Genomic DNA, 22,671 nt, shown 5'->3' with positions numbered 1-22,671 from the left:
AGAAAATCCACGTTCAACCTTAAGACAGGTTGAACGTGGATTTCTTCGTTAGACAAATTAGTTGCTTCTCACGATGGACTCGATGACTCTCTGAGTGGCCAGAGCATCCATACCGGAGGATTCCGGTTCCTGGTCTGTGATGACGGAAGAGACGAAGTGCAAAATGGCATCTTCGAATCCTTTGGTCTTTTCCACCGTATCCCACTGGGAAGGAGAGAGGATGGTCTTTTTATTGTTCTCTTCAATTTCGAGGGTCGCCAGGTCTGTAACGCGAAGGGTCTTTCCTTCGGTGATGACCTCAATGATCTCCACGGTCTTCCCCGCATCTCTGTGCAGAAGCGTCTCGATCTTGCATCCTTCGGGACTGCTGTAGTAGTGGTTGGCATAGATGAGATGATCATCGGAATTCACGGCGATGCTGCCGTCCACCATGATGAGCTTTCCGTCGAAGAACCATCTTGCGGTATCCACCAGGTGGATATAGTCATCGTTTATGGTGAACTCGGAAGACTGAGGACCGATGCGGCTGGAACGGTTCTTCACAATCCTTATGAGGGAAGTGGAGGTGATGCTGTCCTTCAGCATCTTGTAGAGCGGTGCAAATCTTCTGTTGAAGGTCACCATGAGTTTCGCCTTGTTGTGCACGGAGGCGAACACGAGTTTTTCGCATTCGTCCACACTGGAAGCCAGGGGCTTATCGATGAGTACATGAATGCCTTTCTCGAGGAAGAACTTGGCCAGTTCAAAGTGGCTTTCCGTGGAGGAGTTGATGATCACCGCATCCACATTTTCCGCCAGCGCTTCCAGACTGTCATAGTCCCTGATGCGGTATTCTTCCGCAAAGGCTTTTCTCTTCTCGGGTGTTCTGCTGTAGCAGCCAGCCAGTTCCCAGTCCCGTTCTCTGGCGAGAACAGGCATATATGCTTTTCTTGCAATGGATCCCAGTCCGATGAGACCCAGTTTCACTTTTCCATCCATACTATTTCCTCCTTATCATAAGGCATGCTTTATACTGCATCTTCTGATTTCTGCAAAGAATTCTGATATTTCAATATATATCTAAATTATAACTGGTAAATCAGCACTTTACAATACAGAGAAGGAGAACGTGAGCGTCTGGAGTGACCCCAGTGAGGGGATGAAAAATATCTGTGAAAGTTCCTTCTCCCATATTGTTTTTTTAAGGTCGGAAGCGTATAGTAGGGCCATGGAACATACTGACTTACGGTCAGTCAGTCTGAAAACTTAAGAGTAAAGGAAAAGGTACAGGTGAATAGTATGTCATTTATAGAACTGAAAAATGTGCAGAAAAGATATCAGATGGGCGAAGTGACCATCACCGCCGTGGACGGCGTGGATTTCAATATAGAACAGGGCGATTTCGCTGTGGTGGTGGGCGCTTCCGGTGCCGGCAAGACCACAGTATTAAACCTTCTGGGCGGCATGGACTCCTCCGATGGAGGTCATATCCTGGTGGATGGAAAAGACATCAGCAAGTACAACCGGAAGATGCTGACGGAATACAGAAGATTCGACATCGGATTCGTGTTCCAGTTCTACAATCTGGTTCAGAACCTCACCGCCGTGGAGAATGTGGAGCTGGCTTCCCAGATCTCTAAGAATCCTCTGGATGCCTATGAGGTGCTGGAGATGGTGGGGCTTACCGAGCGCGCCAATAATTTCCCTTCCCAGCTTTCCGGTGGGGAGCAGCAGAGAGTGGCCATCGCCAGAGCCATCGCCAAGAATCCGAAGCTTCTGCTCTGCGACGAGCCCACAGGCGCACTGGATTATCAGACAGGAAAGAACATCCTGAAGCTTCTTCATGACACCTCCCGGGAAAGAGGCGTCACCGTTGTGGTCATCACCCATAATGCCGCCCTCACAGCCATGGCGGACAAGGTGATCCGCATGAAGAACGGGAAGGTCAGGGACCTGTATGTCAACGAAAATCCGGTTCCCGTGGAAAGGATTGAGTGGTAATGAAGCAGAAATCATTTTTCAAGGACCTGAAGCGGTCCGTATACAACAGCAAATCCAGGTTCCTCTCCATCATGGCCATGATCACGCTGGGGGTAGGATTCTTTGCGGGCATCAAGGCGGCTGAGCCGGACATGATTCTTTCCGCAGATACCTACTACAAGGACTACGATCTGGCGGACTTTCGGATCATGTCCCCCTTAGGCTTCACAGAGGAAGACCTGGAGATGGTGAAATCCCTGCCGGAAGCCTACATCGTCAAGGAGAGCTACAGCCTGGATGCCTTCATCACCTCCAGCGATCAGACCGCTATCATCAAGGTGTACAGCTTTCCTCTGGGAGAAGAGGCGCCTTTAAACCGTCCCATGGTCATGGAGGGAAGACTGCCGGAGAATCAGGCGGAGATCATTCTGGAGGAAGGGGCAAAGGAGTCCCTGGGCGTATCCATTGGGGATGAGGTGACGTTATCTCTTCCAGAGGACAGTGAAATCAGAGACAAGCTGAAAAGGGGGTCTTTTAAGGTCGTAGGTTTCGTCATTTCCCCCCTCTACATCAGCATTGAAAGAGGACAGACCAGCATCGGAGACGGCTCCATCGACCTTTACGGCTATGTCAGCGATACGGACTTCAAGCTGGACCAGGTGACGGACCTCTTCATTGAAACGAAAGAATCCCAGAATCTCATGGCCTACTCCGAAGCATACAAGAGCTATCATGCACCCATGAAGGAAGAGATGGAAACCTATGGCATCTATGCCATGGAAAGAGATACTGAGGAGCTGAGAAACGATCTGAATGAGGGGAAGGAAACCCTCCAGAAGGAGAAAGCGGAAGCCCTGGAGAAGATCGCCGATGGGGAAAAGGAGCTTCAGGATGCAGAAGAAGAGATCCGTAATGGAGAACAGGAGCTCAGGGAAAGCGAGGAGAAGTACACCCAGGAATTTGCCGACCGCCGCGAAGAAATCGAAGAGGGCAAGGCAGCTCTTGCTGAAGGAAGAGAAGAATATTTTGAAGGCTATGCGGCCTGGCTGGAAGGATACAACGACTATCAGGACGGCGCAGCGGAGCTGGCCTCCGCCAAGGCTCAGCTGGATGATGCGAGAAATCAGATCCTGCAGGGAGAAAGAGAGCTGGAATCTGCCAAGGCTCAGCTGGACAGCGGAAAAGAGCAGATTGCGCTCCTTCAGGAAGCCCTGGCAGGCCTTCGGGAAATCAGAGCGAATCTTCCGGAAGGGTCGGACTTGACCCAGGAGGAGTATGATGCCCTTCTTAACGACATCAGGGTCTATGCACCGGATCTGGCAGCCTTTCTTGAAGAGAATGTGCCTTATAACGACCCGAACCTTTTAAACTCCCTGCGAAATGCCCTGGACTCCACCCTGGTGCAGCTGGAAGACACGCTGACTTCCAGCATCAGCCAGTATGAAGAAGGCGTCATTGCCTATGAAGAAGGGGTTATGCAGCTTGCCGAAAGCAGAGCCTTATACGAAGAAGGACTTGCCGAATACGAAGCGGGCGCAGCGGAGCTTCAATCTGCCAAGGCGGAAATTGATGCAGGAAAGCGGGAACTGGATGCGGCCAAGGCCACTCTGGATGAAAACGAAAGAAAGCTTGCAGACGGAGAAAGACAGCTGGATGAGGCGGAAGAAGAATTTCAGCAGTCCCTCATCGATGGCCGTAGAGAGCTGAAGGATGCCAGGATCGAGCTTGCCGACGGAAGGCGAACCTTTGAAGAAGAGAAGGCCGATGCCCTGGAGAAGATCGCGGAAGCCGAAGAGGAGATCCTCGATGCGGAAAGAAAGATTCTGGAGATTCCCGACGAGTGGTTTGTCTACGACCGGGACGGATTCCCGGGCTATGCGAGTCTTGGGGACGATGCCCACAGACTGGGGTCTCTGGCCACCATCTTTCCCCTGTTCTTCTTTCTGGTGGCGGCACTGGTGTGTCTGACCACCATGACCCGTATGGTGGAAGAGGAGAGGATCCTGATCGGGACCTTGAAGGCCCTGGGCTACAAGACCTCCACCATTTCCATGAAGTACATCCTCTATGCGCTTCTGGCCAGTCTCATAGGAAGCGTCATCGGCTTTCTTGTGGGCTTTCAGCTGTTTCCAAGAGTGGTCATCGGCATCTACGGAAACATGTACTCGACGCCGTACATTCTGGCACCCTTCCACTGGGACCTGGCGCTTCTCTCCACCGCCATATCGGTGGTCACCACCGTTTCAGCCAGTCTTTTCGCCACCCTCAGTGAGCTGAAGGAGACGCCGGCGAACCTCATGCAGCCCAAGGCACCGAAACCGGGCAAGCGTATTCTTCTGGAGCGGATCACGCCCCTCTGGAAACGCTTCAGCTTCTCCTACAAGGTGACCTTCAGAAACATCTTCCGCTACAAGAAGAGATTCCTCATGACGGTGCTGGGCATCTCCGGATGCACGGCGCTGCTGGTCACGGGGTTTGGCATCCGGGACTCCGTCAATGCCATCATGGGCAGTCAGTTTGACGACATCTCTCTCTACGACGGTATGGTCTTCATGAACACCGACAAGGAAGAATCCCTGCGGGACCTGGATGTGATCCTGGGAGAGAATGAGGATGTGGAGAGCTATCTTTCCGTCCATAACGAAAGCGTTACTCTTTACAGAAACGGTTCCAGCAGAGAGTATGAAGTGAATCTCATGGTGCCCGGGGAGACAAGAGATGTGGAAGACTTCTTTGATCTCCGGGAAAGGACATCCCAGGAGAAACTGGAGCTATCCAAGGGCGGCGCTGTGATCACGGAAAAGATCGCAAAGCTTCTGGATGTTTCCGTGGGGGATACCCTGACCTACAGAGACACGGATACGAGAACCTATGAATTCACCGTCTCCGGCATTGCGGAGAATTACCTGTCTCACTATGTCTATATGGATAAGGACTACTTCAATGCCATCACCCTGAGAGAGCCGGAGATCAACGCGGGACTTTTCAATCTGGAAGACCCCGAAGGCATCGAGGAATCCGCTTTCAGTGAGAACCTTATGGACAATGAAGGGGTTTTAGGGTCCATGATGGTGCAGAGCATCCGGGATGAATTCGGAAAGACTCTGGAGATGCTGGATTTCGTGGTGCTGATTCTGATCCTTGCAGCAGGAGCCCTGGCCTTTGTGGTGCTGTACAACCTGACCAACATCAACATCACGGAGAGAATCAGAGAGATCGCCACCATCAAGGTGCTGGGCTTCCGGGACAAGGAGGTTTCCGCCTATGTGTATCGGGAAAACATCTTTCTCACCATCATCGGAACCCTTCTGGGACTTTTCCTGGGATTTGTGCTGCACCGGTTTGTCATCGATACCATGGAGCTGGACAACATGATGTTCGGAAGAATCATCAAACTGTTCTCCTATGGGGTGTCTGCGGTGCTCACCATGCTCTTTGCCGTGTTTGTGAATCTGTTCATGTTCAGGAAACTGCAGAATGTGGATATGGCATCATCGCTGAAGTCTGTGGAATAGGAGGAAAAAGATGAGAATATCAAAGGATCCGGAAGAGAGAAAACAGGAGATCATTGAGATGGCCATGGTGCTTTTCGAGGAGAAAGGGATACAGAAGACCTCCATGAGCGACATCGCGAAAAAGCTTAATGTGGCCAAGGGGCTCATCTACTACTATTTCAGGTCAAAGGAGGAGCTCATTTCCTATGTCATCGAATCCTTCTCCATGGTGGTGGATGAGGAAATCGGAAAAATCATGAAAAATGAAGGGCTGGACTTCTACGGAAAGCTTGGTGCCATCCTGAATCTCTTCTTCTCCGCCATCCGGGAACACCCGAGCCTCATGAACATCACACCGGGTAATTCCGGGATGTTCGAATACATCAAGACCCGACTATCAGAGATCGCCATCACCCATGCCGGGGTCCTTATTGAAGAGGGAAAGAAGGCGGGCTTCATCGAAAACAAGTATCCGGGCTACATGCTGAAGATTCTCATCTCCGGCATCGCCGATCTCTATATGGAAGGGGTCACGGACCCGAGTATCCATAGGGTACTGATTGAAGAGGCGCTGGGCATTCCGGAAGGAAAAATTGTGCTGAAAGCTTAAATGAAGATGCATTAGTTAAGATGCGAGTTATTTTGTAAGATAGAACAATAAAGGAAGTGGATGAAAACATGTATCTAGATACAGCCAATCTCATGGAAATCGCTGAAGCGATAAAGACCGGTGTATTTCAGGGGGTCACCACCAATCCGACCATCCTTCTGAAGGAAAAGACGGAAAGGATGAAGCAGATCAGAGGTATTCTGGATTTAGGAGTTTCAAAGCTCTATGTTCAGGTTCTGGGAGACTCTGCCGATGCACTGGTAGAGGATTACAGACGAGTGAAATCCGTGAATACGGAGAACAGAATCGCCTATAAGGTATCCATGGATGTCCATGGACTGGAAGCGGTGAAAAGGATCAAGGAAGAAGATCCGGATGCCGAGATCCTCGGCACGGCCATCTACTCAGCAGATCAGGCGATCCTGGGTGCTCTGGCAGGATGCGACAGTGTGGCACCCTATGTGAACCGTATGGAAAACAATGGGGTCAATCCCTTTGAAGCCATCGAGAAGATGAGAATGTTCTTTGATGATCGCGGCCTTTCATGCACCATCGTGGCGGCCAGCTTTAAGAACACCAACCAGATTGTGGGGGCACTGACTTCAGGTGCACACACCGCGACCATTCCATATGATCTCTTTCTTCAGATGATCAACAAGGATGTGGCTGGAAAGGCCATCAGGGTTTTCAACCAGCATGGAGAAGAGCTCGAGAAACTGAGCAGATAAGAAGAGAACAAAATATTCAATGAATCCTTGAAGGAGCTACTGTATGTTGATACAATAGCTCCTTCTTTCTCTTTGAATCAGGATGTTCTGGTCATAAACGAGACCATATTTCTGATGATGAAAAAGCACCGTATACCAGTGCGGTATACGATGCTTTGCGTGTACTTACTGAAGCCTGATTCTGTTTATCGGCTTTAGATTATTATGGAGTTACTCTTTCGATTGTGACGGTCTCTACTGTCTTGTTTCCAGCATCATCCAGTGCTTCTATGGTGAATGTGTTGATACCAGGTTCAAGTGGCATTTCTTCATTCAAGTCATAGGAAGCTGGTTCCAGAGTATCAAAGTAGGACCAGTCTGGCGCAATCTTCGTGATCATATCTGAATTCAGTCTTATTTCGAGACTTGGAAGATTGTCTGTAATAAGCGCTTTCAGTGTGATGGTTTCCTGATCGGTTGTTTCTGGAAGAGCGCTCACGTCAATTACCGGCTTCTCACTGTCCACAAATATTTTATGGGCAAAGGCTAGGGAATTTCCAGCCTTATCTCCTGCATCCACGTCAATGGAATGGTAACCATCCTCTAATGTGAGTGTGTGAGTGAAGAGCCATCCTCCCTGATGATTATCCCAGTAGAACTCAACGGATTCACCATTGATCTTGAGATAATCCAGTGCGGATTCATCAGTGACGAGACCCTGCATGGTGATATTTCCTGAATTGTATATTTCGAAGAATTCAGGGTAGGTAACCATTACTACAGGAGCCGTTGTATCTCCATCAAGAATCTTTTTAGGTTCCTTCACTGGAGAGGCAGGCTGATTCTGAGTGGGTTCATTCTGGGTTGGTTTACCCTGACTGTTTCCTTTGTTGAGATCCTTCAGAACATTCTTCAGGCTCATGACGATCTGGTTGCCTGCAAAGTCCGTGATGACGAGGTAGGAATCTGATGCGACAGGGTTTTCAAGAAGATCAAAGACACCATCAGATGTGATGTATGGATCCCTGTTTTTCGTGAAGATACCGATATAGTAGATTCCACTGAAGTCATCACTGGCATTGATCGTCAGCTGTTTAGTATCTTCGTTATATGCTCCACCATCGAATGATGGTCGTACGGTATCAACCTTTACAGGGAACTTTACGCTCTGCCACTCGGCGCCATCATAATCGATTCTTGTCTTCACTTCGTAGAAGTATTCTCCATCTGGCACGGTCTTGCCGTTTACGCTGCCATCCCATAACCAGGAGAGGTTCACGCTGTATGGACTGTTCAGACCACCGTCAAAGTAATTCTTCCTCAGGAAGTTTTCCATGTACAGTTTACGAACAACATTTTCATCGGCATCCAGGATGTTTGCTTCAAAGTCCTTTGCGTTTCTCAGGAAGGATAGTACTGGGATGGCGTTATCCTGGTTTCCGTCCTTATTTGGAGAGAAGGCGATGTAATCATTAGAAGCGTTTCCTACCAGATCCATACCAAGGAAATTCAGGCCATCAGTTGCACTATCGTATGTTGCAAGGGATGTGTATCCATAGAATGTAGTATCATCGTAGATGCTGCCATCTACAACTGGTGGTGTATCCCATTCTCCATAGAAGCCCATGTATGGGATACTGAGAGCTGGATGGGTATCTGTAGATTCTTCAAAAGTGACAAATCCTTCGATGAAGGTTCCGTTTTCGAAAACAGCTAGTAGTGGTTTGTTATTAAGCCATTCCACTGCACCGGTGAGATTCACAGTCACCTCTACGTCTACAGTTCCGTTTGCTGGAACAGTATAGGAGTCTTTGTCAAAAGTAATGGGATAGTCACCCATACCATCATCACCGATGGTTCCAGGTTTGAAAACTCCCTGCGATTCAGTATAATTATAAAACGAATCGCTGAGGTCGGTCTGAACGGTTCCATCAGGAATATAGGTAAGTTCTTCATCGCTGAAATTCTTCAATTCCAAGGTGAATGTATTGATATTATCCATTTCCAATAAGGATACTTTGCTTATACCTGAAGTATTATCATAAGCCACAGCGGGGGTTGTGGTAGCAGCCTTAAGATCCATCACACCAGCACCTTGTCTTCTAGGTGAGGTATATGTTGTATATGACCTTATAACCGGTTCTTCATCTGGAGGAGCCATATTAAGATTTATTGTGATATCATGAGGGACTGCTGTGCTTAAAAGCAGATTCTTGGCCATCTGAACTCTTTCTCCGTCCAAAAGACCAAATTCTTCATCAACTCTCTGAAGCACAAGTGCGGAGCCACCTGCAACATGAGGTGCTGCCATGGACGTACCGCTCATGGTCTGATATTCATTATTCTGTGCTGTAGACCATATGTTTCCACCAGGAGCAGTAATTTCAGGTTTGAAATCGAGGTCTGGTGTAGTTCCCCAGGATGAGAAGTCGGACATATTTCCAGCCTTCGGATTGGGCGAACTCGATGTATTTCCATTAAAGGAGACCATGTTTCCACCTGATGCAATGAGCTCTCTCATCATTTCCCCATAGCTGTTTCCGATAAAAACAGCTGGTAAATTCAATCCAGAAGGATAGGCCATGTTGATCAGTTCTTCTCCTCCTGTTTCATGGTTATAGACGATAACTCCTGCAGCACCTGCATTGTAAGCGTTGGTGATTTTATCAGTGAAGTTATAAGATCCACGCATGATGAGGGCAATCTTTCCGGAAAAATCTTGACCCACAAATTCATCCGGAGCACCAAGTCCGGCATAAAGATATTCCATTTCACCAGAGAATACATCTTTGGGATCCTTGGGACCAGAAGATGTATAGGGAGCAAAGACTGTATCTCCATCGTAGATGAATTCCAGAGCCAATGCAGAAATAACAGTATTCTCGATGGAAGCCACCTGAATGGATTCATTGGCAATACCAGGTGCTCCGACAACGCCGATATCCGGATTGCTATCATATGGCAGGTCCCATCCGTTTCCGAAATAAGCGGAGTTTCCTGCTGAAATGGCAGAAATCACACCATTTTCCATGGCGTTTCTTACTGCAACCTGCTCCAGATCATCTTCCTGCACATAGGCTGCGGTGGAGCCCAGACTCATATTGATGACGTCTGCGCCAAGTTCCACGGAATCATCGATGGCTTTCACGATGACATCACCGAAGGTGGATGCCATGGCAGGATTGTTACCAAAGACCTTCATGGCCAGAAGCTGCGCTTCTGGAGCCACGCCTCGGATACCACCATTATCTGGATCACCGTTGGCACCGACGGTTCCGGCTACATGCATGCCGTGTTCGGAAGCTTCAGGTCCCAGATCCAGGATTTCCTGGTTGTTGTCCATATAGTTGTAGCCATAAGGGACTTTTGCTGTTCTGTAGGTACCAGGAAGACCACTAAGATCCTCTTCTGTGATGGCTGCTGTGCTTTCATCTGTAAGGATCATATCCTTATGGGATGGGTCGATGCCTGTATCGATGATGGCAACCACCATACCTTCTCCATTGTAACCAAGAGCCCAGGTCTCTACAGCATTGACGATGTCTTTGCTGTTTTCCATGTCTGGATCGGGTCTTGAGAAGGTGTTGGCAATGGATACATGGGTGACACCGCTGAGATTCTCAATATCCTTGATGTTCCTGTACTGTGTTTCAATACTGAATCCGTTGAGAACATTCGTGAAGGAATTCAGTTCCTTCATGCTGATTCCGGCTGCTTTGATCAGCGCCTTGACCGCCTTCTGCCTGGCCTGATTCTCTTTGATCAGACTCTGCTTCTTGGCTTTGTCGATTTCGCTGACCTTGATGCCGCGTTCTGTGGCATAGGCGATCACCGGATTTCCGGTGACTTCCACGATGACTCTGACCAGGTCATCATCTTTGTAGGTGGAGGCGGCGCCGGAGAGGGACACGCTTCGTAGGTTGTCATCCTTCAGGCTGACAGTATTGCGCTGCGGCAGATCCAATTTCTTCACGACATCAGCTTTCGCCATGAAACCGCTGGATGTGAACAGGAACAGAAACAGTAGTAGCGTTGCGATTCTTGATGATAGTCTCTTCAAGTGATTGGCCCTCCTATAAACAATATTTGCATTTCAATTCCGAATTATCACGAAATTGTGAAAACATCCAATATTGAAAATACATCTGGGATAATTATAGCACTGGAGCTAAGCTGCAACAACAAATGTGACAATAAGTTTACAAATATGGTAACGGTTTGAGAATTATGCGCTGTTTTGTTAAATGGTTTAATAAAAAATTGAGAGGAAACTGAAAATCTTCTTTGACAACCAAAACAAAATATTTCAGATTCAGATTTTCTGGAAGTTCGTTGATTCTGCCAATAAAATCCCGGTTATGAGATATCATTTCTAGTATGGTCGTTTTTCTGCTATAATTTTAATGTTGGAGTCAGATTCCGTATCCTTTGTGATGCCGTCAATTCAGGCACTCAGAAGAGATGGAGGATCTGAACCTTAAAGAATGAATAAGAAGAATCTGCTCAGGAAACAAGGGGAAGAAGCATTTCCACCTGAAGATAGGAGAGAGCAAGCGTGAAGAAAATCGATAAGAAAATCATCCAGATGAAAAAGTTAGATGTCCTTCACTGCCCCAAATGCGGCAGCACTTTCACAGTGGAAGGAAAGAGCCTGAAGTGCGAATCCGGTCATAGCTACGACATCTCGAAAAAGGGAACCGTCAACTTTGTGCTGGGCTATGGAGAAGAGAACTACAACATGAATATGCTGGAGGCGAGAGAAAGAGTCATCGCCTATGGGTTCTTCAATGAGATCATAAAAGGTGTCTGCGAAGAAATTTATGCGCATTATCTTGCCAGCGGAAAAGAAGGAGAAACCCTCCGGATCCTGGACGCCGGATGCGGCGACGGCAGCCATATCGAGATGATCGGAAGATATTTCACCGATAAAGGAATCGATACGGAGCTCATCGGGGTGGATCTCAGCAAGGACGGCATCAGCATCGCCGGAAGAAAAGACAACGAAGTGCTCTACTTCGTGGCTGATCTTGCCCGTCTGCCGTTCCAGGAGCACACCTTCGATGTCATCGTGAACATCCTGTCTCCGGTGAACTACAAGGACTTCAGAAGAGTCCTGAAGGAAGACGGGTTCTGCGTGAAGGTCATTCCGGATTCCGGCTATCTCAAGGAGCTTCGCAGGCTCTACGGAATGCCGGAATACAAGAATCACGAGATCGTAGCGCATCTCAGAGAGCATGCGAAGGTACGAAGTGAAAGAAAAATAAGGGCTATAGAAAATGTGGAAGCCTATGCGGATGATCTCCTGCTCATGACCCCCATGTTATGGGACAGGGAGATCACAGACCCCGGAGCGAAGCTCACAAAGATCACCATCGATGTGGAGCTGTTCACCTTCGGATTTTAGGAAAAAACAGATACTTGGAGGGAAGCATGGAAGAAAAAAGAGGGAATTACAGTGTCACGGATCTCACATCCCTGGAGAAACTGGAACCCGTGCGGGTTCGTCCCGGCATGTACATCGGGAGTACAGGACCCAAGGGCGTGCACCACTGCGTGTGGGAGATTCTGGACAATGCCATAGATGAGATCACCAACGGATACGGAGACACGGCGTATGTGATCCTGAACAAGGACAAGAGCGTCACCATCATTGACAACGGACGAGGCATTCCCGTGGGGATTCACCCCACGAAGAAGATCTCCGGTGTGGAGATGGTCTATACGGAGCTCCATACCGGCGGTAAATTCAATCATGAAAACTACAAGACCTCAGGGGGACTTCATGGCGTGGGGGCTTCCGTGGTCAATGCCTTGAGCAAGTGGCTGGAGGTGGAAGTGCACAAGGACGGCAGAATCTACAGGCAGCGCTTTGAACATGCCTACGACGAGAAATACGGAAGAATCATGCCCGGAACGCCGGTGACGAAGCTGGAGATCCTGGGAAAGACCAACCGGCAGGGCACCAAGGTGACCTTCATGCTGGATCCGGAAGTGTTCAGCACCATCGACTACCGTTTCGAGATCATCGATATGAGAATGATGGAGCTTTCCTTCCAGAACAAGGGCATCACCCTGATCCTTCGAGACAGAAGAGGCGAAGAGGAAGTGGAGAAGACCTATCACAGTGAAAGGGGTCTTCTGGACTTCATCGAATACCTCAATGAGAGTAAGACCGTCATCCATCAGGAGCCCATCCTTTTCGAAGGAGAGCGCAGCATCGGGAACATTTCCCTGGAAGGGGAGGTCTGCGTCCAGTTCACGGACTCCTCTCTGGAGAACATTGCAAGCTATGTCAACAACATTCCCACCAGTGAAGCAGGCACCCATGAGACGGGCTTCAAGACCGGCATGACGAGAGCCTTCAAGGAGTGGGCAAAGAAGCTCAATCTGGCCAAGGACAAGAACTTTGAAGGAGACGATCTTCGGGAGGGCATGACGGCCATCGTGAAGATCCGGCTCACCAATCCCATCTTCGAAGGACAGACCAAGAACAAGCTTGGAAACTCCGAAGCCTATACGCTGATGAATGACCTGAGCTACACCAAGTTCTATGAGTGGATCGAAGACCACAAGGACATCGCCACCAATCTCATCAACAACGCCCTGGAAGCGGCGAAGCGAAGAGAGAAGATCAAGAAGATCAGTGATGCGGAGCGTAAAAAGGTGGGGAAGGGAACCTCTCCTCTGGCAGGAAAGGTCGCCGTGGCCACCTCCAGAGATAAGGACGTTCTGGAATTCATCGTGGTGGAGGGAGACTCGGCGGGAGGGTCCGCCAAGCAAGCAAGGGATCGAAGATTCCAGGCCATCATGCCCTCCAAGGGAAAGATCATGAACACGGAGAAGCAGAAGCTGGAGAATGTCCTGGGCTCGGAAGAGCTGAGGCTCTTCAACACCGCCATCGGTACTGGAACCCTCACCAGCTTCAAGCTGGAGGATGTGAAGTACGGAAAGATCATCATCATGTCCGATGCGGACGTGGATGGCTACCACATCCGGACCCTCTGGCTCACCTACATCTACAGGTACATGAGGCCCCTCATCACAAACGGCATGCTCTATCTTGCCCAGCCGCCCCTCTACAAGGTCTACAAGACCGGTAAGAAGGGCACTGTGCAGAGATATGCCTACTCCGATGAGGAGCTGGATGCGGCCAAGAAGGAGATCGGCTCCGGATTCAACATCCAGCGGTTCAAAGGTCTGGGCGAGATGAATCCGGACCAGCTGTGGGAAACGACTTTAAACCCTGAGACGAGGACGCTACTGAGGGTCACCATTGATGACGCGGCCAGAGCGGAGCGTATGGTATCGCTTCTCATGGGCGACGTGGTGGAACCGCGTAAGAAATACATCTATAAACACGCAGAATTTTAGGAGGTGACATTTTGGCGAGTAAAAATCAGATTCCAACAGACAACAACATCCTGAATGTCCCTCTGGAAGAGGCCATGCCGGACAATTTCCTGCCCTATGCGGTGGAAGTGGCCAAGGACAGAGCCCTTCCGGATGTCAGAGACGGTCTGAAACCCGTTCATAGAAGAATTCTATATGGTGCTTATCAGCTGAAGGCTTTTCATGATAAGCCCTACTATAAATCCGCGCGAATCGTCGGAGACATTCTGGGTAAGTACCATCCCCATGGAGATTCATCGGTCTACGATGCCATGGTGATTCTGGCCCAGGACTTCAGCACCAGAATGCCGCTGATCGACGGCCACGGGAACTGGGGGTCCATCGACGGAGACAGTGCGGCGGCCATGCGATACACGGAGGCCAGACTTTCCCGCGGGGCGGAAGAGATGCTTCGTGACATCGACAAGGACACGGTGGAGTTCGTCTACAACTATTCGGATACGGAGCTGGAGCCCAAGGTGCTGCCGTCCCGCTATCCGAACCTACTGGTCAACGGGGCCTTCGGTATTGCCGTGGGTCTTGCGACGAACATTCCGCCGCACAACATGAGAGAAAGCATCAGTGCGGTCTGCGCCTACATCGATGATCCGGATATGGATGTGTCCGGACTCATGCAGCACATCAAAGGACCGGACTTTCCCACAGGAGGGGTCCTCATCGGAGGAGACTCTTTAAAGGAAGCCTATGAAAAGGGAGAAGGAAAAGTGGTCCTTCGCGCCAATGCCAAGGTGGAGAAGCTCACCACGGGCCGATTCGCCATCGTGGTGACGGAGTTCCCTTACAGAAAGAATAAGGCCAAGCTTCTGCAGCAGATCTCCGCCATGACGGCGGACAAGAAGCATCAGAAGGCGCTGGACGGCATCATGGACATCCGGGACGAGTCCGACAGAAACGGTGTCCGCGCGGTCATCGAGTTCAAGAAGCAGATCGATCTGGAGACGGCGGAGAAGATTCTTCTTTATCTCTACAAGAGATGCGATCTTCAGATCAACATCAACTTCAATATGGTGGCGCTCTATAAGGGCAAACCCTCCACCATGGGTCTGAAGGATATCATCCGCTACTATGTGGAGCACCAGAGAGAAGTGGTTCTTCGAAGAACGAAAAAGGAACTGGATCTGGCCCTGAAGCGGTTCCACATCGTGGAAGGCTTCATGAAGGCCATCGACATCATGGATCAGGTCATAAGGACCATCCGGGAGTCCAGTTCCAAGACCAATGCCAGGGAGAACCTGGTGAAGGAATACGGCTTCAGTGAAGAACAGGCCACGGCAATACTTGAGCTCATGCTCTACAGACTGACAGGACTGGAGCTGAAGGCCTATGTCAAGGAGCACAATGAGCTTTCCAAGCTCATCAAGTCCCTGGAAAAGGTCATAAACAGCCAGAAAGCCCTGGACAACCTGGTGAAGAAGGAGCTTCTGGAAGTATCCGAGGACTTCGGGGACGAAAGAAGAACCGAGATCATCAAGGATGAGGAGGAAGCTGTCATCGACGCCATGGACATCATTGTTCAGGAAGATGTGGTGGTGACCATTTCCAGAGAAGGCTTCATCAAGCGCATGCCACTGAAGAACTACCAGAGGGTCACAACAGACGAGTCCTCCATCGACTTCAGAGAAGGGGATGAGCTGGCTGTGCTTCTGGAGAGCAACACCAAGGATGTGCTCTACATCTTCTCGGATTCAGGCATGCTCTATCAGCTGAAGACCATGGATGTGCCGGAGCACAAGTGGAAGGATAAGGGCGTCCGCATGGACAACTACATCAAGGGCATCGACTTCAACGAAGAGTCCATCATCGGGGCTTTCACCATGGACGGACAGGAGGAGGGAAGCTTCAAGTTCATCACCTCCAGAGGGTCTCTGAAGAGAACGGATCTTGAGAGCTTCAAGACCAATTACTCCAAGATCATCGCCCTGAAGCTGAGAAAGGATGAGAAGCTTGTGTCGGTGATCCTGGAGAAGAGCCGAGTGCTCTATGAGAACACCCTGGGAGAACTGCTTCCAAGAGTGTACAAGGACTACATCTATGAAAACAAGGATCAGCTGCACATGGTGGAGCTGCCCCAGGTGCCGCTCTTCGTGAGAATCCTCACCAAGAACGGACTGGACTTCACCGTGCCGGAAGCCGATGTGGAAGTGAAGGAAAGAATGTCCATTCCGGACAGCTTCCTGAGCCTGCCGGACAAGGATGAGGTCTACAGAGTCCACTATGAGATGGATTATGAGGCCAAGGCGTTTAATCTCACCATTTCCGACCGAGGAGAAATCAAGGTGGTGCAGAGAGCCAGCAGAGCCAAGAACCTCTATAAGGTCAGCGGGGAATCCTACCTGAGCCTTGTGATCGTCACAAGTCTTGGTGCTTACTACAAGCTGCCCATGTACATGTTCGAGAACCTGGAAGGCAGTGTCATTCTTTCGGATCTCTACGACGACATCGACAAGAGCGAGAGGGTCGTGGGCGTATTCACCCTGGAAGAGGATGCAGCGGACAATCAGGAAGTATACTTCGTCACGGAAGAGGGCATCGTCAAGAGAACCTCGGTGGAGGACTTCAGAGGAGAGGGGACCACCTCACACGTCATCAAGTTCAAGAAGGCCACGGACAGACTGGTCTATGCGGAAGCCTTCAGCGGTGAGCTGGATGAGGACATTCTCCTTGTATCCGAGAAGGGTATGGCCATCCGGTTTGAAACCTCAAGCATTTCCCTTCTTTCCAGAAACGCCTCCGGTGTTGTGGGTATGAATCTGAAGGATGAAGACCGGGTCTTCTTCGCCAAGGTCATCACAGAGGAGAAGGAGCTTCTTGTAGGTTCCAAGGCCAATGACGATGAGACCATGAAAATCGAGGACATCAAGCTTCAGAACCGGGCCACCCGAGGAAAGAGCATCATGATGCTTGTACTGGGGGACCATGTCAATAAGGTGGAAGTGAGTTAAGAGAATAAGTGTATGGGAGGTGAGCGAAAGCTCACCTTCTTTCATGTTCTGGACAAGAGATGAAAAGCATATTGCGTTATCATTCTTTATAAGTGGTAGGATTCTGATAGTATCCGCTTAAACTATTGAATCACGAGGGCTTCACACTTTGGTCAGCCTGTGTGACCAAACTCAAAACGTGAAAACGTAGTCATATACCTTGGAAAACCCTGTTACAATCCCAGAATTTAAATTATTATGATGAAGACAAAATAATGAAAAAGAGGTGTAGCAATGACAAGAAAAGAACGTTTCAGTGAGGGCATCCAGAGATTTGGACGATCCCTGCTGCTGCCAATCGCAATTATGGCTCCTATGGGTATGATTTTAGGTATTACAGGAGCACTTGTTCAGGGATACATGGTAGAGAGAGTACCATTCCTGGCCAACGAAACACTCCAGATGATTCTGGTCAGTCTGAGATCCGTCGCCGATGTCATCTTCTCCAACATTCCCGTACTGTTTGCCATGGGCGTTGCCTATGGAATGTCGAGGAAGGAAAAGGGAATCGCGGTATTCTCATCCATGATCGCTTATCTGATTCTGAACATCACCATCAATGTGTACCTGAAAGCCACAGGCACCCTGGCGGATGCCGAGACCATGTCACAGGTGGGACAGGGAATGGTTCTGGGAATCCAGAGTCTGAGACTGGATGTGCTGGGTGGTATCATCAGTGGACTCATCGGTTCCATTGCAGCGGATAAATACTACAACAAAGAGCTTCCCGTCGCATTTGCCTTCTTCTCAGGAAAGAAGTTTGTTCCAATGGTATCCATAGTCTGGGCGACGGTCGCAGGACTGATCATTCCGTTTTTCTGGAGTTATCTGACCAAAGGGCTCATTGCCTTATCCCAGGTCATTCTTCAGGGTGCCATCGGACCGTTCATCAATGTGGTCATGGTACGTGCACTCATTCCACTGGGCCTTCATCATGTATGGAGTGCACTGATCCGTTTCACACCTGCCGGTGGTACCTATACCATCGATGGGGAAACCTTCACCGGAATTCTTCCTACTCTGAATGAAGTCCTCTTTAATCAGGGACCCAACAGCGAAGCCTGGGAAATGCTTCCGGAACTGACAAAGTTCATGGCTCAGAACCAGATGCTTGTGACCCTATTCATGATTCCTGCCATCGGGCTGGCCATGTACAAGAGCGCCTATGCAAAGAACAGACCATTCGTGAAGGGTATCATTATCACCATGGTGATCACACCTTTCCTTGGTAACATCACAGAACCTATGGAGTTCTCCTTCCTGTTCATTGCACCACTGCTCTTCCTGGTATATGTTCTACTGGCTGGTGCAGGTGCTGTCGCGCTGTATCTTCTGGGAACAGGCGTCGGATACATCAGAGGAACCATCTTTGACTTTGCCATCTTCGGACTCATGTATGAGAACACCAGATGGTATAACCTGCTCATTGTAGGTATTCCACTGGCTATCGCCACCTACTTTATCTTCAAATATGCCATCGAGAAGTATAACATCGCTACACCAGGGCGTGAGAGTGATGAATATGAATACAACAACCTCATCAAGGAAAAGAGATACGATGAAGTGGCGAAGATCGTCATTGAAGCCATCGGTGGTCCTTCCAACATTGTGAATGTGGAGAACTGTGTCACAAGACTGAGAGTGGACCTGAAGGATATGAATCTGGTGGATAAGGACAGACTCAAGGATTCGGGTACATCAGGCATCTTCTTCCCCATGAAGAACCACATCCATATTGTATTCGGACCGAATGTTGAATTTGTGAGAAATGCGGTAACGGAAGAACTAAAGATGATTAGCTAAGGAGTTTGATATGAACAAGAAAAATGCGGTAATAACCATAGCAGGTGCGGGAAGTCTTCGGATTCCTGCCCTCATTGGCAGTCTGATCTACTATAAGGAGACCTTCCCTGTAGAGAAGATCATTCTGTTTGATATTGATGAAAAAAGACTTCATCGTGTGCGAGCCTATATCGATATGACGTTAAAGAAGTATTATGCTGAAACGGAGGTGGTGTTCACCACCGATGAGGATACAGCCTATGGGCATACGGATTATGTGCTGTGCAATATGCGCGTCGGCGTCGACACCATGAGAAGTATCGATGAGAAGATTCCGCTGAAGTATGGTCTGGTCGGTCAGGAGACCTGTGGACCAGGAGGCTTCTCCTATGGCATGAGGAGCATCGGTGCCATGATTGAAATGGTGGAGAAGATAAGATCCTATTCCAAGGATACCTGGATATTAAACTACACCAATCCTGCAGCCATTGTGGCTGTGGCACTGGACAAGGTGTTTCCGGAGGATCAGCGCATCATGAACATCTGTGATCAGCCCTATTCCATGATCAAGTCCTTCGCGAAGATTCTGGATGTGGACATGTATGACATTGAGCCCCGGTATTTCGGCCTCAATCATTTCGGATGGTTCACGGAACTTAAGAACACGAAGACCGGGGAAGATCTTCTGCCTCAGCTGAAGGACTATCTCACAGGCAATGAGTTCAAGCCCTTTAATGCGGAGCAGAGAGCACCATCCTGGCTGAAGACCTACAAGAACGTCAATAAGCTCATGCAGTTCTTCCCGGAGTATGTGCCCAATACCTATCTGCAGTACTACTTCTTCGCTGAAGAGCTGGTGGAGGAATCTGATCCGAACTTCACCCGAGTGGATGAAGCCAAGGTAGGCCGCGAAAGAAAGGTGCTGGATATTCTGGAGCAGGCGGAAAGACAAGGGAACCTGGAGAATATTCCGCTGATGCAGGGCGAAGTGTTCGGGAATCTCATGGTGGAAGTGGTACAGTCCATCCATAATGATGAAAACAGAACCTTTGTGGTCATCGGAAGAAACAGAGGATACATACCCAATCTGCCCCAGGATGCCATGGTGGAGCTTGCAGCCACACTGGGCAGAGACGGCGCCAAGATGATCCCTTACGGAGAGATCAAGACATTCTACAAAGGGCTCATTGAGGGACAGTATGCCTATGAAAAGCTGACGGTGGAAGCATACCTGGAAAAGGATTATACCAAAGCGCTTCAGGCACTGACGCTGAACAGATCCATCGTGAACCCTGTGAAGGCGAAGCTGGTTCTGGATGATCTCATGGCGCACAGTGAAGAGTACTGGAGCCTTGAGAAGAAATAGAAAACACTTCAGAAATGAAGGAAATAAATGGAGGAAACCCCCGATTTAAGGGGGTTTCCTCATAACCGATTTGATATAATGAGAAAGGAGGTGCCGCAATGATGAAACTGGAAAGACTGACAAGTACCTATAATGAATTAAGCAGCCTGGAGAAGAAAGTGGTGGAGTATCTGACGAACTACCCAGAAGAGGTCATCAGGATGACCACTAGAGAACTGGCTGAAAAACTGTATATATCGAAAACCACCGTGATCAATCTGGCGAAGAAACTCGGGTTTGACGGGTACACGGAACTGAAGTACTATCTGAAGAACCATGTGGGTGAACTGGAAGAAGCCGCAGGGAAAAGCGAGAAATTTGTCTTCAGAAATGTCTTGGATGCGCTGGAGGAAGAGGTGTCCAAGACGCTAAGCATCCAGCAGGAGGAAACGGTCAAAGAAATCGCGGAGATACTGACCACATCCAAAACAGTCTATGTGGTATCAAGAGGTGCATCAAAGCCCTTTGGCAGCTATCTCAGTTCGAGACTGGCCATGCTGAAGATCCGGTGCATCTTTGTGGATGATTTCAATCTCATCGACAATCTGTCCCACAACATCGAGACGGACGAAGCCGTTCTTGTGATTTCCCTCTCTGGAAACACGAAGAGAATTCTGGATATTTCCAGGGCGGCCCACATCAGAGGGTCTAAAGTCATTTCCCTTACGTCGTTTTCCGACTCCAAGGTGCAGCAGAATGCGGACATCAGCATGTACTGCTATGCAAAGACCTCAGAGACGGAATACAACGACCTGATTTCAAGAGTCGGCATCCATCTTCTCATTCAGATCATTCTTTCGTATACACAGCACGTTGTTGAGAAGAGGAGAGAGGAAAATGATACTTCATTCAAATAAGATCCATACACCGGAAGGAACAGTCTCAGGATATCTGACCATGAAGGACGGCAGAATCCTGTCCATTTCAGAGGTGAAACCGGAAGGGGAGGTGAAAGAGTACGGAGATCTTCATGTGATTCCCGGATTCATTGATCTTCATGTTCATGGGTTCAGCACCGGATCCTTCTGGTATGAAAAGACGGAAGATTCTTTGAACCGAATGGCTGAAAGCATGATTCAGGCAGGGGTCACCACCTTTCTGGGCACCACAGGCACCGATGCGGTGGAGGTCATCATAGAAAGCCTTGTGGAAGCGCAGTCTGCCATCAAGAACTGGACACCATCACGAGGGTCAAGGATTCTCGGCGTGCATCTGGAGGGTCCCTTCATCAATAAGGAGTTCAAGGGCATGCAGAGAGAGGAATACTGTATGGACCCTGATGTCATGGTGACGAAGGAGCTACTTCATGCAGCAGGGGAAGGTAATGTCTATCTCATGACCCTGGCACCGGAACTGCCAGGAGCGGAAGAGGTCATAAAGCATCTCCATGAGCAGGGCATTCAGGTATCCGTCGGTCACAGTGCTGCGGACCTTAAGGATATTGCCAGGCTGAAGGGGTTTGGACTAGGTGGCGTGACCCATATGTACAGCGGTATGCGGGGGTTCCATCATCGCAGACCTGGCGTTGTGGGTGCAGCGCTCTACTTTGACGATCTGTACTGCGAGTTTGCCAAGCAGACCGGCATGACGGTAAGTCATGAAGCCTTCAGCATCGCCTATAAAGTCAAAGGAAAAGAGAAGATCATGCTCTGCACGGACTGTACGGGTCTTGCCCATGTGGAAAGACCGTTCCATCACTACATCAGAAAAGAGACGTATATACCAGATGGAGATCACGTCATAGTGAAATCCGATGGGGGCACGGAAAAGAGAATCAACAGGAAGAATTTTGAGGAAGTGGACGGACTGGAGCTCAGTTATGTGGAGTCTGTCAGAAATATTCAACGTGAACATGGCTTCACGTTTGAAGAAATCATCACCATGGCATCTGTGAATCCAGCCAAGTATATTGGCATCTACGACAAGGTCGGTTCATTAGAAGAAGGGAAGTACGGGGATCTTCTGATTGTGGAGGATGACTTCAAGATTCAGGATATATATGTTCAGGGTGTACAACATCGAATAAAGTAAGATTCCATTTGAAAAAGATGAGCATGGCTCATCTTTTTTTATGAGAAAATACACTTTTCACAACTGAAATTATTATTGGGATAAGCTTAATTATTATTCGCTTTTTCAAGAAAATGAACAAGGTAGGTGATATCATCAAAATGGATAGCTGGTGAGGTTATTTAGTAGTGGGATGATTCTGTTAATCTGATTAAACATTGAGGCTCATATGTTTTGGCAATCAAAATATAATATTGAATATTCTGTTTATTAATTATCAAAATTGATTGATATTGTGAAATCTATTTAGTAA

13 protein-coding genes are annotated in these 22,671 nt (G+C 48.9%); 11 read left to right on the top strand and 2 right to left on the bottom strand.

Going from position 1 to position 22,671, the window contains the following annotated elements; genetic code table 11:
* Positions 1–57 precede the first annotated feature (57 nt).
* Positions 58–978: a Gfo/Idh/MocA family protein gene (locus tag J3A84_RS03300; RefSeq protein ID WP_207598592.1), complete on the bottom strand. Its 921-nt coding sequence runs from the start codon at positions 976–978 to the stop codon at positions 58–60.
* A gap of 300 nt (positions 979–1,278) precedes the next feature.
* Here J3A84_RS03300 and J3A84_RS03295 point away from each other — a divergent pair, with 300 nt between their 5' ends.
* The 4 genes from J3A84_RS03295 to J3A84_RS03280 all read left to right on the top strand — a co-directional run bounded on the left by J3A84_RS03295 (position 1,279) and on the right by J3A84_RS03280 (position 6,791).
* The gene (locus J3A84_RS03295; protein WP_207598591.1) at positions 1,279–1,980 is read left to right on the top strand and encodes an ABC transporter ATP-binding protein; all 702 of its coding nucleotides are present in this window, start codon (positions 1,279–1,281) and stop codon (positions 1,978–1,980) included.
* Positions 1,980–5,474 carry an FtsX-like permease family protein gene (locus J3A84_RS03290; RefSeq protein WP_207598590.1) on the top strand — a complete coding sequence of 1,165 codons (3,495 nt, stop codon included), beginning with the start codon at positions 1,980–1,982 and terminating at the stop codon, positions 5,472–5,474. The genes J3A84_RS03295 and J3A84_RS03290 overlap by 1 nt, the downstream gene beginning before the upstream one ends.
* A 10-nt stretch (positions 5,475–5,484) precedes the next feature.
* Positions 5,485–6,063, top strand: a complete 579-nt coding sequence (locus J3A84_RS03285) for a TetR/AcrR family transcriptional regulator (RefSeq protein ID WP_207598589.1) — start codon at positions 5,485–5,487, stop codon at positions 6,061–6,063.
* 68 nt (positions 6,064–6,131) lie between these two features.
* Positions 6,132–6,791 (top strand): transaldolase family protein, encoded by a 660-nt coding sequence (locus tag J3A84_RS03280; RefSeq protein WP_207598588.1) that lies wholly within the window; start codon positions 6,132–6,134, stop codon positions 6,789–6,791.
* A 202-nt stretch (positions 6,792–6,993) separates the two neighbouring features.
* On the opposite strand, the gene J3A84_RS03275 is transcribed toward J3A84_RS03280, so the two are convergent.
* Positions 6,994–10,830 carry a S8 family serine peptidase gene (locus J3A84_RS03275; RefSeq protein WP_207598587.1) on the bottom strand — a complete coding sequence of 1,279 codons (3,837 nt, stop codon included), beginning with the start codon at positions 10,828–10,830 and terminating at the stop codon, positions 6,994–6,996.
* A 495-nt stretch (positions 10,831–11,325) separates the two neighbouring features.
* Between J3A84_RS03275 and J3A84_RS15260 the strand changes: the two genes are divergently transcribed.
* The 7 genes from J3A84_RS15260 to nagA all read left to right on the top strand — a co-directional run bounded on the left by J3A84_RS15260 (position 11,326) and on the right by nagA (position 22,379).
* Entirely contained in the window at positions 11,326–12,174 is an 849-nt protein-coding gene (locus J3A84_RS15260) for a methyltransferase domain-containing protein (protein ID WP_207598586.1), read from the top strand.
* Between the two features lie 26 nt (positions 12,175–12,200).
* Entirely contained in the window at positions 12,201–14,141 is a 1,941-nt protein-coding gene (locus J3A84_RS03265) for a DNA gyrase/topoisomerase IV subunit B (protein WP_207598585.1), read from the top strand.
* 11 nt (positions 14,142–14,152) lie between these two features.
* On the top strand, positions 14,153–17,122 hold the full coding sequence (locus J3A84_RS03260) for a DNA topoisomerase (ATP-hydrolyzing) (protein WP_207598584.1): 2,970 nt from the start codon (positions 14,153–14,155) through the stop codon (positions 17,120–17,122).
* Between the two features lie 273 nt (positions 17,123–17,395).
* Positions 17,396–18,964, top strand: coding sequence for a PTS transporter subunit EIIC (locus tag J3A84_RS03255; RefSeq protein WP_207598583.1), 1,569 nt, complete (start codon positions 17,396–17,398; stop codon positions 18,962–18,964).
* 10 nt (positions 18,965–18,974) lie between these two features.
* Positions 18,975–20,309, top strand: coding sequence for a family 4 glycosyl hydrolase (locus J3A84_RS03250; RefSeq protein WP_207598582.1), 1,335 nt, complete (start codon positions 18,975–18,977; stop codon positions 20,307–20,309).
* A 98-nt stretch (positions 20,310–20,407) separates the two neighbouring features.
* On the top strand, positions 20,408–21,205 hold the full coding sequence (locus J3A84_RS03245; protein WP_207598581.1) for a MurR/RpiR family transcriptional regulator: 798 nt from the start codon (positions 20,408–20,410) through the stop codon (positions 21,203–21,205).
* Positions 21,186–22,379 carry an N-acetylglucosamine-6-phosphate deacetylase gene (nagA, locus tag J3A84_RS03240; protein WP_207598580.1) on the top strand — a complete coding sequence of 398 codons (1,194 nt, stop codon included), beginning with the start codon at positions 21,186–21,188 and terminating at the stop codon, positions 22,377–22,379. The genes J3A84_RS03245 and nagA overlap by 20 nt, the downstream gene beginning before the upstream one ends.
* Positions 22,380–22,671: the final 292 nt, after the last annotated feature.

The sequence above is a fragment of the Proteiniclasticum aestuarii genome (assembly GCF_017368455.1).
GTDB classification, from domain to species: Bacteria; Bacillota; Clostridia; order Clostridiales; family Clostridiaceae; genus Proteiniclasticum; species Proteiniclasticum aestuarii.
This window is presented reverse-complemented; position numbering and strand designations above follow the sequence as displayed.